General features: G+C 43.4%; 10 protein-coding genes. 1 reads left to right on the forward strand and 9 read right to left on the reverse strand.

What is annotated here, in order from left to right; translation table 11 throughout:
- Positions 1–53: 53 nt before the first annotated feature.
- The 3 genes from DWZ47_RS19580 to DWZ47_RS19590 are packed head-to-tail and all read right to left on the reverse strand — an operon-like array spanning position 54 to position 2,048.
- Complete coding sequence (locus DWZ47_RS19580; RefSeq protein ID WP_049702848.1) at positions 54–782, reverse strand: DUF6064 family protein; 729 nt, start codon at positions 780–782, stop codon at positions 54–56.
- Between the two features lie 11 nt (positions 783–793).
- On the reverse strand, positions 794–1,279 hold the full coding sequence (locus DWZ47_RS19585) for a threonine/serine exporter family protein (protein ID WP_004318282.1): 486 nt from the start codon (positions 1,277–1,279) through the stop codon (positions 794–796).
- Between the two features lies 1 nt (position 1,280).
- A complete protein-coding gene (locus tag DWZ47_RS19590) occupies positions 1,281–2,048 on the reverse strand; it encodes a threonine/serine exporter family protein (RefSeq protein ID WP_008775697.1) in 768 nt (255 codons plus the stop codon).
- Positions 2,049–2,125: 77 nt separating this feature from the next.
- On the opposite strand from DWZ47_RS19590, the gene DWZ47_RS19595 reads away from it, so the two are divergent.
- Positions 2,126–3,379 carry an MFS transporter gene (locus DWZ47_RS19595; protein ID WP_117514332.1) on the forward strand — a complete coding sequence of 418 codons (1,254 nt, stop codon included), beginning with the start codon at positions 2,126–2,128 and terminating at the stop codon, positions 3,377–3,379.
- Between the two features lie 118 nt (positions 3,380–3,497).
- Here DWZ47_RS19595 and DWZ47_RS19600 read toward each other — a convergent pair whose 3' ends face one another.
- The 6 genes from DWZ47_RS19600 to DWZ47_RS19625 form a co-directional block, all read right to left on the reverse strand.
- On the reverse strand, positions 3,498–3,749 hold the full coding sequence (locus DWZ47_RS19600) for a hypothetical protein (RefSeq protein ID WP_004309749.1): 252 nt from the start codon (positions 3,747–3,749) through the stop codon (positions 3,498–3,500).
- 82 nt (positions 3,750–3,831) lie between these two features.
- A complete protein-coding gene (locus DWZ47_RS19605; protein WP_004296026.1) occupies positions 3,832–4,383 on the reverse strand; it encodes an RNA polymerase sigma factor in 552 nt (183 codons plus the stop codon).
- A 176-nt stretch (positions 4,384–4,559) separates the two neighbouring features.
- Positions 4,560–7,685, reverse strand: coding sequence for a DUF6298 domain-containing protein (locus tag DWZ47_RS19610; protein ID WP_117514334.1), 3,126 nt, complete (start codon positions 7,683–7,685; stop codon positions 4,560–4,562).
- A 30-nt stretch (positions 7,686–7,715) separates the two neighbouring features.
- Positions 7,716–9,398 (reverse strand): polysaccharide lyase, encoded by a 1,683-nt coding sequence (locus DWZ47_RS19615; RefSeq protein WP_117514336.1) that lies wholly within the window; start codon positions 9,396–9,398, stop codon positions 7,716–7,718.
- A 58-nt stretch (positions 9,399–9,456) separates the two neighbouring features.
- Positions 9,457–13,890 (reverse strand): two-component regulator propeller domain-containing protein, encoded by a 4,434-nt coding sequence (locus DWZ47_RS19620; protein WP_117514338.1) that lies wholly within the window; start codon positions 13,888–13,890, stop codon positions 9,457–9,459.
- A gap of 137 nt (positions 13,891–14,027) precedes the next feature.
- A complete protein-coding gene (locus DWZ47_RS19625) occupies positions 14,028–16,682 on the reverse strand; it encodes a glycoside hydrolase family 2 protein (protein ID WP_117514340.1) in 2,655 nt (884 codons plus the stop codon).
- Positions 16,683–16,799: the final 117 nt, after the last annotated feature.

Here is a 16,799-nt window from a genome sequence, read left to right on the forward strand (position 1 = left end):
AGGCTTTTTTGAACGGCCTCTTTTTTGATTTGAATATCTTCTATGTTTCCAGATTAACCCTTCGGAACCAATTCCAAAAACATGGTAGTAGTCAGCAACACGGCCAGTCCGACGCAAACGCTTATCAACAGCCAATTGATATATTTTGCTTTCGGCTTGGTGTCGGCATGCAGATTATTCAGGAAATATTCCCTAAAGAAAAGATACAGGCCGGGGATCGTGGCACTTGCCAATAAGAAATCTTCCGGAATCTGAAAGAAATAAGTTTTGGATAATCCGATCAGTGACCAATGGCAAAGGAACAATACCAAAAACATATTGACCTTTTGCGCAAACAGCAATAACAATCCGATGGTAAACACAACTACCGAACAAGGCATGACCGGAGAAGTCATTTCCGGGAATGAAAGTCCGCGTGCCAATGAAACCAAAGGATATATAAAAGGCATTGCCAACAGGACATAAGACAGTAGATCATATTTGTGGGTACGTTCGAAGGTAGTATATCCCGTAATCGCATCCCATATCCAAATGATAGCCATCACACCCCAAAACATAGCCATCACCCCATTATAGCTGCGTTCTTCACAGTAGATATAATAGTAGACCACCGAAATCCACGTATACAGACCTATCATATAGAACTTCATCGCCATTTTCACCCACGGACGTGGCCGGCCGATAAGCAATCCGGTCAATGCAATACCAATCAGAATGATAACTATCTGTAACAGCCAGGTAGCTGAATTATAATATGCAATTGTTCTCCAAAAAATCTCCATAAAAGTTCGTTTTAGTGTCTTGTTAATGAAAAGGCTCTATGTGGGAACAGGAACATCGGGAACGTAGCTCCTACCGCCAACATGAAAATCACTGTGCTTGCTATCAGAGTATTAGAGAAGAACATCGACATAAACTTGTCCAGCTTATCCGGATCATTCACATTTTGCAGACACATGATAAGTGAAAATACCATGTTGTATGCAAACTTTCCCGGAATCATAGGAAGTAACGCCGGAATGTACAATACTGTCATCGGGCAATATACCTTTTTCCCTAACCACAAACTACCGAAGCCGATGACTAATCCGGCAAACAACGAACCTGTGGCAATATCCACGCCTAAATAGGTCATCAAACAAAAACGACAGGCGTGTCCCAATGCTGCCAGTATGGCAATCATCTTGAATGCACGCAAAGGAGGATCGGAAATTGCACCAAATCCTATACCTGCTACTGCTGCAAAAAATCCATCCGTAAGAATGTCAAGTGCTATCATATCAAATTAAACTGTTTTTTACCATTAATAATGTGAAGGAAAGTCCGATAGCGATGCTGACAATCAACAAAGAAGCCTCTGTCAGACGGGCAAATCCTGTTAATACATATCCTTCCACTATATCAATCACGCCATTAATCAAGGGAACCCCAGGCACAAGATAAAGCACGCTGGTCGCCATGGCAATCTCCGAAGTTGTATCGAAAATCAGCGCGGTGGAAGCACACAGGGAAGCAACAAAAGCCGAAACAATAAATACAACATAATGATTGATCTTTTTCGCCTGCATTTGTTGTTTCAGGTAGAATCCTGTAATGGTAGCCGAGAACACGATTCCCATCGAAATTAAATCACCACCAAATAATTTACAGAAAGAGGCATTGGCAAATCCTACTAATAATAATACGAAAAGAGAGTGTATCCGCGGAGCAGAAATAATCTTCTTGTATTTGTCTTTCAATTCTTCCAATGACAAATGATTGTCTACTGCTTCCCAGCTCAATGCGCTTAACTCTGAATTATGTTCAAAACTGATCGGGTGTGCAGGAATGTCTATAACCTCGTTACAAGCCTCGTTTGTTTCTTTGTCTATAATAGTCAGAATGATGTTTCTATGAAATACGCTTAATTTGACATCTAGTCCGAAAGCCTCTCCAATACGCTTTGTGTTGCGTACCACCCGCGAGGTGTGTACTCCGGCCCCCATTAAATGGGCTGAATATTCTGCAATAAATTTACCTATGGATAATAAAGATTCGCCTGTCTTCATGAATATGATATTTTTAAATCGGGCGCAAAAGTACAAAAAAAATAGATACCTTTGCCGCGATTAAAAATAAAAAATGCATGAATAACCAATTTACGCATCCTAAAGAGAGAATACGTTTTGCCATATTGACTTTTTTCTTTGCCCAAGGACTTTGTATGGCAAGTTGGGCCAGCCGAATCCCTGATTTTAAAGACGTTTTTGCCGCAAATTATGCTTTCTACTGGGGACTGATTTTATTTATGATTCCTGTCGGAAAGTTTGTTGCGATCCCCTTGGCTGGCTATCTTGTTTCGAAGTTAGGAAGCCGGAGTATGGTACAGGTCAGTATCCTGGGATACGCTTCATCCCTGCTTTGTGTCGGACTGGCTCATGAGGTCTATCTTTTAGGCTTTCTGCTCTTTTGCTTCGGTGTGTGCTGGAATTTGTGCGATATATCATTCAATACACAAGGCATTGAGGTGGAACGTATCTATGGTAAAACCATTATGGCCACTTTTCATGGAGGATGGAGTCTGGGGGCATGTGCAGGAGCACTTATCGGCTTCGTAATGATTTTGGCAGGAGTCTCCCCCATCTGGCATTATACACTGATATTTATCATCATCCTTATAATTGCACTTTCCGGGCGGAAATATTTGCAGGAGAGCGCACCGCAGGAAACGGAAGTTTCTGATACAAAGACGCAGGAAAGAAATACAGCCAAAGCTCCCAATGGTTTTCGCCTGTTATTTCAAAAACCGGAAATGTTGCTTTTGCAGTTAGGACTTGTCGGACTGTTTGCACTGATTGTAGAAAGTGCGATGTTCGACTGGAGTGCCGTTTATTTCGAATCAGTGGTTCATGTACCTAAATCATTGCAAATCGGTTTTCTTGTATTTATGATTATGATGGCAACGGGCCGTTTCCTGACTAACTATGCTTATCAGCTTTGGGGAAAGAAGAAAGTCCTGCAACTGGCGGGCAGCTTTATCTGTATCGGTTTTTTTGTTTCTGCTCTGTTAGGAGGAGTTTTTGGAACTATGGCCATGAAAGTAATTATCAATTCTTTGGGTTTCATGCTGGTCGGCTTGGGTATTTCCTGCATTGTGCCTACTTTGTACAGCTTCGTGGGAGCCAAATCAAAAACACCGGTCAGTATTGCACTTACCATTCTGTCAAGTATCAGTTTTATAGGTTCGTTGATTGCTCCCCTGCTTATCGGTGCCATCTCGCAGGCGTTCGATATCCGTATCGCTTATATGCTTATCGGCATATTGGGCGGATGCATCGTATTAATTGTCAGTTTCAGTAGTGCTTTCAATATTCAGGAATCTAGCGATAAACCTGAATAGAACAAATAAAAAACGCAGCCTTTCACAGTGTTTAAAATTAAACTTCCTGTGAAAGACTGCGTCAATCTTTTAATGCCTTAACTAACCTAACTACTTTATCTTAACTATACTAACCTATCTACAAAATACCCGAAAAATCTTTTATACTACTAATAATCCTATCTTTCAATTCGTTATTTTCAACTATTGAGAAGCCACAGTCTACATTTGCCGGAGCCAATAATACAGCTTTAGCTTCTTCTGCATCTGCCATCTCTTCCGGGTGCTCTCTGAAATAAGTTTCCCATTGGGAAGCTGATTGCGGAGTTACACCCAGCACATAGTTGATAAAATCATCATCCGTCAAAAAATCCATTACCTTTGAGCACATATCGCATCCTTTTTAAGCGTTTACATAAGTAGGACGGCGTTATCCTGTCTATGTACTCAACCCATTTACCTTTTTACTAAAATTAACTCGCCAGACTACGCAATTTTGTCAATCCGCGATGCATCAAGTTGCGTACAGACTGATAATTCATATTCATAATCTCGCAAATATCCTCGTATTTCTTTTCTTCTATATAATATAATGTAAGCGCTTCGCGTTGGCGGGGAGATAATTGGTCTAAGAGACGTCTTACCAATGAGAATTCATTCTTGCGTTGCTCTTCTTCCATATAATCATCTTCTACATCTGTAGGAGTGGATATGCTAACTTCTTCTACTGCCGTATCAGACATATACATACGTCTGCGAAGTTCATCACACAACTTATTCTTTAAGGAGATGAATAAATAAGATCTCAAATTATCGATTGTTCCTAATTCATCTTTCTTTGTATAGAGTTTCACGAAGATGTCATGAATACAATCTTTCAGTAACTCTTTATCAATGGTCAACTTCAATCCGTAATTAAAAAGGACATTGATGTGCAAGTTATACAGCTGTGAAAAAGCTGCCATGTTTCCCGCTTGAAAAGAAGCGAGCAAAGTGTCGGTTGAATGATTAGTCTGTTCCATCATAGCATTAATTCGATTGATTTGATGTTGCAAAACTAAGCAGTATCGACCGCAACGTTAGGTAAAATCTGGTTTGTGGATTGAAAAAACAAGTATCATGTTTTATAACACTCTTTTACTAGAAATTACCAATAAAAAGCAAAAATCCCACTGAATGGTCTTCAACGGGATTCTCTGCTTTATAACTTATGGAACCAATAAATGCCTTCTTTCTTATCTGGTACCTTTAGATTGTATAAACCGTTTATTTTCAGTGATTTATTTATCGTTTCGATCTTTCCGGAAGCAGGGTGGATGTACTTTAATACATACTTTCCGGACGATAATTGAACAGGAATTTCTGTTCCGGACTTGGAATAAATGATACTTCCAATATCAGATTTTACCATTTTCTTGTACTCATCCGTATTTGTTTCTTCCACTTCCATTGCTGCTGCATCCTTCAGGAACGCTTTATCTGTGCACGGAATTACAGGACATGAACCTCCTGCCATAAACACAGCCCATCCCATAGCCGGATAATTCTGTGCGTAGAATGTCACTGCCTTTTGAGGAAATTTCTGACGATACTCATTGACAGCTTTATATGCTTCTGTGAAAGTCACCTTTCCTACTTTCATCTTACGCATGTGCTGACGTGGCGCCATATTCTTTCCACCTTCCGGCGCAAAGATTCCATCCGTCTTATAATGCCAGTATCGAATATCAATAATATCTACTACGGCAGCGCGTTTGGGATCTGCAAGGATTGCATCCTGTACGTCTTTCGTTGTACTCAATGCCACTTTCGTTTTCTTCCCGGTTTCAGCTTCCCATTCAGCTATCACGTCCAACCAAAATTGTACGAAGTGCAACGGGCCTGTAAATTCGGCGCTTGTCAACTGAATAACATTCGAATTGTCTGCGAAGTTATTCAGGCACTGACGGATATATTGTCTGTGCAATTCACGACGAACAGGATGACTGATGTCATAGAACATATCCGCCACAAAGATTCGTTTGTCTCCGGCAAATGGAGCAGGTTCAGGAAATCCGGTCTGATTGATGTTATTGCTGCTTCTCCATGGAGAATCTACCCAATGCGCACCGGCTTCCAAAATATTATGCTGGAAATAGTTTTCATGGAATAAAAGTAATCCATCTTTATTTCCTTTTTCCGCAAATTCTTTTAAGCGGCTCCAGTACCATGCATTAGGGCGTTTCAAATCATATTTGCTCAATCCTTCCCATGCTGTTCCCTGACCGCTACGACCGAATGGCTGTTCATAGAAAGGCCCCCATACATCACCATCCCGACGGCGAACCCGTTCGTGGTCATCCCGGCGACGGTCATACCAAAGACCGTAATTCTGATCGAAAACAAGAATGTTTTTCTGTTTCATAAAGTCGACTACAGAATCAATGCGGTCGGTTAATCCCAATCCTTCGCGTCCCGGCACAAAGCGGGTGATGGCCGGACTTGCCTTTTTCAGATAATTGGTTTTGAGCTTTCCGTTCCACCAAGGGGTGGTATGACTACCTCCAACCAATAGAGCTCCGTCCATCTGAATACGTCCATTGGTTACAGTTACTTCCGGTTGGGTTAATAATTTAGCAGCAGCAGAAAAAGAAGAAGAATTTGCAAGTGCAGCGCTCTTTTTCTCTTTAATATCATCAATTGATTTTACTCCGGTTGATGCCACCGAAGGAGCAAACTTATTATCACCTATCCAATGTTCCAACGTCAACCGTGGATTATATGCTTCTTTAGCGAGTTCCATAGCTACTTCCACTGTAGGACTACTGGTTGCACTTGTATTTCTGGGCAGAATACGTGCACGTTCTGCACATTCTTTGTTTAACCGTTCTTCCAATTGAGCATAAAAAATACTACGAGGTTGTACATGATTGTTGGATTGTGCCCATTCACCGTCACCGGAGAATTGTGCCCAACAACCGTATGCACGGTTCATCGCATCTTTTGCCGGGGCATAACATTCGATTTCCGCTGCGGTACATTGCCAAAACAAACTGTTTGCCGTATTCCAACCGGCTCCGTTTTTATCTTGTCCCAAATTCTTGAAAGTCAGGTTATGACCGTCGATATTTACTACGTCAAACAGCAGTCCGCATGCCCAGGCATCAATAGAACCGCTGAATCCCAAAGATTCATACGAATCACATTGTACAAAAGCATTGGGACCGGCTGCACAATATCCGGCAGCAAAGTCATGAATACCCTGTTCCGAATAGCAGCGTTGAAATAAAGTTTGTTGTCCCAGCGTATGGAAAGTGCAACGACGCATCCCTCCGATTTCTGAAACGGGTTCTTTCGAGATACAGTCTTCAACGGTAATTTTGGAACCTGTACGCTGAACAATTACAGCACTTCCTGCAAAATGCTTGAAATTAACCAGTCTCACCCAACAGTTTTCCGCATCTTCAATGGAGATACCTGTCCAGCAATGATCCTCGTCTTTAGGATAACGCTTGTCGTAATCAGAAATCAGTGTCATATTTTCTACGCCACAATCGTGAATACGTCCGTTCCATTGATAAGTCAACAGGGAAGAAGTTCCATAGTTGGCATCCAAAGCCACGGTCAGCGGAGCATCCAGTGTTATCTGGTTGCCGTTTACTTCGCAGACTGTTCTGTCCCAAGTCAGATCCATGTCACCTTCTTTCCATCCCAAAGCACTGATACCTCCTCCAAAAATATCACAACCCAAAGAGGCAATCCATTCTTTGCCGGAAGGACGGGTAACCATGACGCGATCTCCTTTTTTCAGAGAAACACCCGAAGCAACTTCCAATCTTCTCGCGTTTACCGGAACATAGTGGGAAAGCACCTTCAATGTGTCTTGCACATTCAGGTCGTCCACTCCTTCCATATAGATAAGCGCACCTCTGTCTACGCCCTTTTTCAGCAGTATTGTTTTTTCTTTATCCGTTCCCCGCAATACAATTCCGGATGCGGAGATACGAATACTGCCGGACAGGGAAAATTCTCCCTGATCGAGTAATACGGCTCCCCGAAAACCGGAAGCGTCAGGAGCCAGCGAAGCTACATAATCAATGGCACGTTGAATACGCGCAGTATTATCTCCGGCTTTCCAGGGTACAAACACCACATTGCGGACAGAAGGAATATCCTGTTCGGAGGATTTATATCCGCATGTAGAGAAATCGAGAATCCGGTTTCCCCGATCATCATTCAGGTAAGTGATCTGGTCATTCTTAACCTGTAAAGCAAAGGTTTGCGCATAACTTTGCACAAACCCAATGCTCAATAATCCTAAAAGGATCGTTCTTACTTGTATATTCATTATAATAAACTTTAATCTCTTTTCATCCGGTTACAACAGACTTTTCCGTTTAGACAATGTATCGTAATTGTTCTTCAAGTCTGTCCAGTCCACTTTCTTTCTGGTGTCTATACCATTGATGTATTTTTCAATATTGGTATATCCGTCACCGTTGCAGTCCATGTTGGCGTCGGTCGGGTCATTCGGATTCAATCCGTTAGCTATTTCCCAAGCATCCGGCATACCGTCGCCGTCCGAGTCTACTACCGCTTCACCTTTATATTCGGGCAGTCCGCCTACCTGACGAATATCTGTGATGATACCTTGCTTGTAAGAATCAGCCGGTAACCGTCTCTTCACGTAAGGAGAGACAAACTCCGGTGCATCTTTCGCATAAATGGCCTTTCCTGTTTGTACGGTTTTAATGACACGTGCATCTACTGCGTCACGTTTCGGAAAATTAGCTCCTACATTATCTAATACAAAGGTATAAGCTTTTTTGGTATCCATTACAGTTACCGGTGGCATTTTGAAAGCCTCGTCCGATTTAATTAGCGGCAAAAACTTTGCGGCGTCCACGTCTTCATTAAGTTGTACGCCTCCGTCCCAGTTATCTTTTGTAACTTTGGCATTGCCATGGATAATATTTCCGTTTACGTATGCTTTTCCGAATGAAAGCGGTCTGTTTTTGTCACGTCCCGCTTCCGGTTTGAGAATACGATAAGAGATCGGTTTACCTATCGGAGTGATCGGACCGGGCTTGAAGTAGTTGTTTATCATATTGTAGAAACTGTTGTGATCGCCTCCGTCTACGGAACGGTTCCACCAGTTGAAAACAACATTATTGACGAAGTTAAAGTCGCCGTCCATACCTACCGAACTGTTCCGGCTGATGTTGGAAGCAAAGAGATTACGGCAGAACATACTGTTATGCCCACCGATGGTTGCACCGAAAGCATGGTTGTAGGTATCCAATGCTTCAGAGAAAATAGAATTCTGGATGGTAATGTTTACCGTCGGAAGTTTCAGCCCGTGTCCGTCTGCCCCTCTGTTGTATACATGACGGTAGATAGACATATTTTCATCCAATCCCCAACTGGCGGAGCAATGGTCTACCATAATATTTCCAACCGCATTCCCTCCTACTGCATCATCACGGAAAGCTACGTCCTGCGCACCGCGGCGGAAGCGCATGTGGCGAATCACGACATCGTGTGTATCGATCAGGAAAGATTGTCCGGTGACGCAGATACCATCTCCGGGAGCTGTTTGTCCGGCAATCGTTACATAAGGGGCACGTACGCTAATCGGGCTTTTCAAACGAATCACTCCCGCTACATTGAATACAATAATACGTGCACCTCCCGTTTCGCAGGCTTCGCGTAATGTTCCGGGGCCGGAATCTTCCAGCGAAGTGACCACGATCACTTTACCTCCACGACCACCGGGAGTATACATACCTCCGCCTTCCGCGCCGGGGAAAGCCGGGATATTACTTTTTATCAAATCTTCGGGTTTGGAGGCCCAAGGCTTATAGGGACGACCTTTCTTTGCTTCTTCTAACACTGTCGGCAAAGCTTTTTCCCATGCCGCATCCGATTTCCGTTCAAACTCCGCTTCTTGTTTTGCTCCTCTTGCTTTTACCGAGTCCGGAATTACAGGATACTGGGCTGCCACAGGTAGTACACAGGCAACCAGCATCCACGCTGATAATACTTTCTTAATGTTGTTCATTCTTTCGAATCTTAATTAGGTTTCTAAAAGGACGATTAAGAAAGCATTTTGTAATCGGTTATCTCTCTCCTTTCCGCCATTCATTCATATATTCGCGAGGGGACTGATTATATTTTTTCCGGAAACACTTACTATAATATCCCGAATCCTTGAATCCGACAGCAAAAGCAATTTCGGAAACACTTAAATCCGTATTTTTAATCAGCTCGATAGATTTATTCAAACGAATCTCTTTTACCAGATCGACGGGTGCCAGGCCGGTAAGACTCTTCAGTTTCTTGAAGAATGCCGAACGGCTCAATCCGATACCGGATGCTATGGTGTCAATGTTAAAGTCACTGTCATCCATATTTTCTTCAATGACCTGATGTATCTTTTCGAGGAACTGTACGTCTTTCTTTACCAAAAATTGTTCGTAGCTGTCTTCTTCGGTCGTCGTCTGGTTTTCCATTTGCTGACGGATTCGTTCACGGAACAGTTTCCGTTCGGCAAGCAACTGGTCGATACGTGCCAACAGATATTCCTTACTGAAAGGTTTGGTGATGTAGGCGTTCGCCCCTAAAGTGATCGCTTTGGTCTTGGCGCCTTCATCATTCTTCGCAGTCAGGATAATGACAGGGATATGGCTGATTTGGAAATCTTTGCGGATGGATTGCAACATTTCAAGCCCATCCATTTCGGGCATCATCTGATCGGTCACCACAATATCCGGATGATACAGGTGTACTTTCTTCAAACCTTCCACTCCGTTATTGGCAATATGGATATTGAACTTGTCTTCCAACTGAAGCTTTATCAACTGGCAAAGGTCTTTGTTATCTTCCACCAACAGAAGGGTCGGTAATGAAGCGTCGATTTCCGGTTCTTCTTCCTCCGTACCGTCTTCGGATATGGCATTTGCAACAGGATCTTGTTCTACCGCAACAGGGGCTGTCTCCGTATCTCCCACATAGAAGTCTACTTCCGACGGACGGTAATGTTCCTTATCCATCAGGAGTTCTACAATAAACACCGCTCCTTGTCCTTCGGGACTTTCGGCACGAATCTGTCCGTGATGCAGATTGACGATCTCTTTTGAAAGTGCCAATCCGATACCCGTGCCCTGATAATAGGAGTTTTTCGCGTTCTCTCCTTGCGAGAAGCGTTCGAAAATCTCGGTCAGTTTATTTTGTGGAATACCTACTCCGTTATCTTCCACCCGTACATAACAACGTTTACCGTCGTCCGTCAATCCGGTAGTTATATAAATACTTCCTCCGGAATGAGTGAATTTGAATGCGTTGGATATGATGTTGCGGATAACAATGCTCATTTTTTCCTTGTCCGCCCATACCATAATCGGTTCATCCGGCAACTGGAAAGTAAAACTGATCTCGTTTTCTTCGGAAAGTACCCGGAATTCTTTCTGGAAAGAGGCTATCATCTCATTAAAATCAATTAATGACACATGCAAACGCATCTTGCCGTTCTGAATCTTCCGGAAATCAAGGATCTGATTCACTAATTGCAGCATTTGATTGGTGTTCTTCTCCATCAGGTCCACATATTGCAATCCTTTCGGAGAGAGCTTTTCGCGTTCTCTTAGTTCCTGTATCGGACCTTTTATCAATGTCAAAGGAGTGCGCAATTCATGAGAGATATTGGTAAAGAACTTGATTTTCATCTCCGAGACCTTCTGCTCGATATAAATATCATTCTTCATTTTGAGCATGAAGAAAGCCAGGCGCAGGCTGAAATAGAGAGCTGCCAAACCTAGAATTACATATATAAGGGTTGCCCACCAGCTCAACCACCACGGTGGAAGGATAGTAATAGCCAATGTACAGTTGGAAACCAGCTCTGGATTGGCTTCATCTACGGTTTCTACACGGAATGTATAGTCTCCGGGAGGCACGTTGGTATAAGAAGCGATACGATTCTTTCCGTTATAATGCCATTCTTTTTCATATCCTTCAAGTATATACCGGTAAGATACCCGGTTTTGATTGTAGAAATTCAATGCGGCAAATTCAATCGTGAACATGGATTGATTGTAGTTCAGTTCGATTGCTTTGGCGTATGTGATGGATTCTTTCAGAATCGGACATTCGCGGAAACTACGCAGATCGCGGTTGGAAACTTTAAAGTCAACAATACGTGTATCGTAGTTCGTATGCAATGTTTCCAGTTTGTCGGGAGAGAATGTTAGGATTCCCTGCCGGGTACCAATCCACAAATCTCCATTCAAGGTACGGAGGGCACTACCCTCTTCCAATTCCACATTTAGGAAACCGTCGTATTTGTCGTAGTTACGAAACTGTTCGGTAGCCTTATTGAAACAGGACAAGCCTATTTCCGTTGTAAACCATAAGTTACCGTTTTTATCTTCTACGATGGACTTGACTACATCGTTATTCATTCCTTCACGCATGCCGTATGATTTGAAAATCGGCTCATGTTTTTCTTTATCATAGCGGACTAATCTATTCAAACCGCCTCCGAATACACTTACCCAGATTTGCGAATCAGTATCTTTGTAGAGTACATAAATATCGTTATCCGCTACGTTTGAATTTTCGCTGACCTGGCGGTACGTTTCAAACTGGATCTGTTCGGGGGCAGTGAAATGTCCGTCGAAAGACATCAGCCCATCCATTGTTCCTACCCAAATACGTCCGTCTTCATCTTCCGTCATGGTACGTACCTCCATATAAAGACCGTATGCAGGATATTGTTTCAAGCCATTGTATTTATGTATAAAGGTAATTGCTCCGTTCTCTTCGGAAATTAGATTCAGACCTCCTCCCAGTAATCCTACCCAAATGCGTCCCTGGCTGTCCTGATAAGTAAAGTACACATCGTTGTTACTGATAGAATTCGGATTCTTGGGGTCATTGATATAACGGGTAAAACGCAACCCGTGCGGTGAATTCATGTCCGGTTCGGCTTTAACAAGCCCGTTTCCTTTGGTGGAAAACCAAAGATTACCGTCTTTGTCTTCCATAATATGATATACGGCTCCTAACAGATAGTTCTTATCCGAGAAGATTTGTTTCACTTGTCCGTTACGATCCAGGCGATACAGGGCTTGCCAGCGGGTTCCTACCCAAATATCCCCATTTTGCGCCTGGAAGAGAGCACGTATTCCCTGATTCCAGGAAGTCGATCTCTCGGGCACCACCGGAGCTGGAGAAACTTCTGTCAGCAGTTGGAATTGCTTCTTGGGGAAATTAAGCCTGTATACTCCGCTGCTCGTAGATGCCAGCCAAAGGATGCCATCTTTATCCAGCAGAAGATGGAAGAAAAGCTGATTGGGAAGATCGTCGGAGAAAGGCTTCAATTGGTTGATACGGGTCATTTCCAGTTTCTCCCTGTCGAATAGAAGAATTTCTCCTCCCGGAGTCATAAAGAACATGCCCTGTTCGCCGGCATCCTGCATTTCAAAATTGCCGATTGCGTTCTGATTGGGGAATGTAAAGCGGTGATGGCTCCTGTTCAGGGGATCATAATAGGTCAATGCTTGGTTACCCTCCTGAAACCATACCTTATCATATTTATCATAGAATATAATTCCATTGTCTTTTTCGGGGATGGTAAAGGGGAGTTTGGTCAACTGCTTGTAGCCGATATTGTACTCGTATGCTCCTTCGTTGGTGGTAATGTACATCAAACCGGATTCCGTTACCAGCAAATTAGAAACCGGCTGTTTGATTTCCGGTATCTCGTAACGGTTGACCACTCCGTTTTGCGGATCAATGCTATAAATGTGGCCTTTCTTGTCTCCCAACCATAAGAATTTAGAATTATAGGAGGCACAAGTAAACTGATCCGGGTTGGCAGATACTTTTTTCTGTATAAAGTCGGCAGGTTTGTCTTTCAGCGCTTCCCCTTTCCGTAGGGACAGAATCTGATAATCCATACCGATCCAATTGATAAATTCGGCTGTTTCGCAGAATATGTTGTGTTTCAGACGCATGTCGTACACGTTCACGTTAGGACGCGAATCATGCAATTGTTTCATCGTTATTTTACCTTCCTTGTCGGTGTACGCACGCAAAAGACTTTTATCTTTTGTCAGCAACAACACGTCGCCCTCTTCGGTCGTCTGAATTTTGATAATCTGAATGTTCTCGGAATATTCTTTCACATCATCGTAGACGGCATGAAAGCTCTCATGCCGTTTATCGAACAGATAGAGTTTACGGTCGATAGTTTTAATCCACAGAAAACCATTCTTATCTTCTACGATACGCTGAATCTTACGCGGCGGAATATCTGTGGAATAAAACCCGTCATGGTTATCGTAGGAACGGAATTTACTTCCGTCAAAGCTGCATAGTCCATACCAGGTACCGAACCAGATAAATCCGTCTTGTCCTTTTAATGTACAGTTTACGATATTATTAGGCAAACCACGTTCAGCCGTGTAGTGTTCTACAATCATATTTGGATAGGCAAAAGCATACATGCCTATCATGGATATTAATAGTATTAGAATATTCCGTTTTCTCATTGATGGCTATAATTGGAATTAAATGTACTCAAAGATAGTCTTTTTTTTTGAATAGTGCTTTAGTAACATATAAAAAACAAGTTGGCAGATCACCCTGCTAATCACTTATCACTAACCTGCTAATCACTTTTATCGTACTATTTTTCAGTTCCAAATTCAGTCTGTTGACGTTCTACTTCATCTAACACCCGTTGGCGTTCTTCCTCTGTCAGTTGCACTTTTCCTTCAGATGCTTCTTTGCCCGGGTTTGCATTGAGAGTGGACGGTGTTGTCCTTTGTATTTCATAAGTCTGTTCCTCATAGCAGAAAGGAAATTCTACAGGAACGCTTTCCAGTTCAATTTCAGTAGCTGTCGGAGCTTGAGTGCCCTCAAACTGTACGCGGGCTTTCACCTTTATTTTTCCGGCTTTCCGGGTAGAACGAATCAACACCGGAGCAGAGCCGAACTCCACCGCACGGGGATTGGCGCCAATAGTAGCATCTCCGATGATTTCTCCTTCACCTTCTACCGTGAAAACGATATTCTCTTTCGCCAGACGGCGCACATTTCCACTATCATCGGTTACTTCAGCAACTACGACGATAAAGTCGGAGCCGTCAGCTACCAGGTTCACTTTTTGAGTATCTACATAAAGACGTAGTTTGGTGGAACGTCGGGAAGGCATTTTCTTTTGAGTGCATACCACTTTTCCGTCGATGATTCCTTCGGCAACCATGTTCACTTTTTGCCAGTTCTTTTGAGTATAGCTATATCCGCGTGCTTCCCAAAAGTCCCAGACATTCTTGAATATAACGGGAGTATTCGGCATGTGCCCTTTGGCATGGACCACCGGTTTCGTCCAAGTTTTCGTTCCATCATAAATAGAAAGACGGACTGAATCACAGTTTGTGAATACAACTACGTCCTTATCGGAGAACTGTGACATTTCATGAGCAATGAATATCATCGGGCCACATTCTGCCAATGGGTGTTGGAGACTGGCCGGCGACTGGCTGCGAAATACTTCATACGCATATTTCTTCTGACGGAAAGCATCATAAATACCGCCCCAATAAGGATCCGGATGGTAACCACGCTGATGATCGAACGGATGCCATTGGGCGCCACCGATAAATAAACCGGTCGTGCGGTACATCTCGTCATAGCTCTTTGCCAAGGACATAGCCTGTACCAGTGACGGGCGTTCTCCCCAACTGCGGCTGGCACGGTTATTATTGTTGTGAGCATACCAGTCGTCTACATTCTCCCCGAATTCACGGGTAAAGATACATTGCTCTGGCTTGTCTTCCTTTTCATCATCACCCGGCCAGCCATAAACAACGTCATAATGCTCTTTCACTCCGGCCGAATGGACATCGGCAGCAGCTACCGGACGTCCCGGATAGGGATATTCTTCTTTGGTAATCTCAAGAGCTTTCAAGGCAAAATCGAGCGGATAGCGGGTTTCATTCAAGATGGGTTCCCACATCAATACGGAAGGGTGATTACGGTCACGACGAATCATTTCGCGGGTATTCTGATGAACCAACTCCCCGAATTTCGGGTCTTTGTTCCAGTACTGCCATCCCGGAGTAGCGACAATCACGAACAAACCGAGCTCGTCACAGGCATCCATAAAGGCAGGGTCTTGGGGATAGTGGGCTACCCTAATAATGGTACATCCGGCATCACGCAGACGTTTGGCGTCACGCCATTGCTGTGAGTTCGGCAAAGCATTGCCTACGTATGCAAAATCCTGATGGCGATTGGCTCCTACCAGTTGTCCGAAAGGTTTGCCATTCAGCCAGAATCCGTCTTTACCACGGAATTCTGCCAGACGAATACCGACACGGGTAATGCCTCCGTCAATGGACTTATTTCCTTTTTTAATACGTGATTGTACCCTATATAAATAAGGTGTATCCGGTGACCAAAGAGTAGGATTCTTTACTTCCATCTGTTGACAGATGGATTTTTTCTCTCCCGGCTTTAAAGAAAGTTTTCCTGAACTGCGTTTGATTACTTTTCCATCCGCGTCTGTCAAAGTCGTTTCTACAGTGACTGACTCGGAACGGGCGTCGTCATTCTGAACTTCGGTGTTTACATATACCTGCGCACTCTTTTCACTGATCTTATCAAAATGAACGAATACACCTCCACCGCCAACGGTTTGTGAATCAATAGCGTCAGTAATAGCTACCGGAGATTTGGCAATCATCCATACATCACGGTAAATGCCCCCATGATAAGCAAAGTCTAATGTATATTGACGTTTTCCGGGAGGATAGGATTTGTCATCACTGTTGTCCGTGAAAACAGCGAGCAGACAGGAGTCTCCGGCTTGTACGCCATTGGCGGTCAAGTCTAAAGTAAAAGGCAGATAACCTCCCAGATGTTCCTGAATGCGTTTACCATTCAGATAAAGAATCTGTTTGCCCATAGCTGCTTCAAAATGAAGCACCACCCGTTGCCCTTTTGTTTCGGCGGGGAGGACAAAGTGCTTACGGTACCAGGCCGGTCCTTGATAATTGCGGCATCCGCTTCCTTCGGCCGGCATCAACTCTACGGTATGAGGGGTGGAAACGACATTCCAGGAGCGGTCATCAAAGTTTACTGCTTCTGCTCCCCGGACATCGCCTCTGAAAAAGCGCCATCCCGGATTGAAATTATAGACTTGTCGCCCGCTACCGGGAAGCTGGATGAATCCGGCAACCGATGTCTCGGGACGGTAAGTTTCTGTAGCCTGCCCTTTTTCTATCAAGGAAAATAGCAACAGAAAAGCTGATAAGATGATAAATGGTCTTTTATTCATAATTCTTTATTTATATATTTCATTCGTTAAATGGGAATTTAGCGGTTAAATGGGAATTTTGCGATTAAATGAGAATTTATCGGTTAGGCTGAAAGCCTTACAATTATATATTTATTG

This window comes from Bacteroides sp. AF32-8BH (assembly GCF_003435205.1).
Lineage (GTDB): Bacteria > Bacteroidota > Bacteroidia > Bacteroidales > Bacteroidaceae > Bacteroides > Bacteroides ovatus.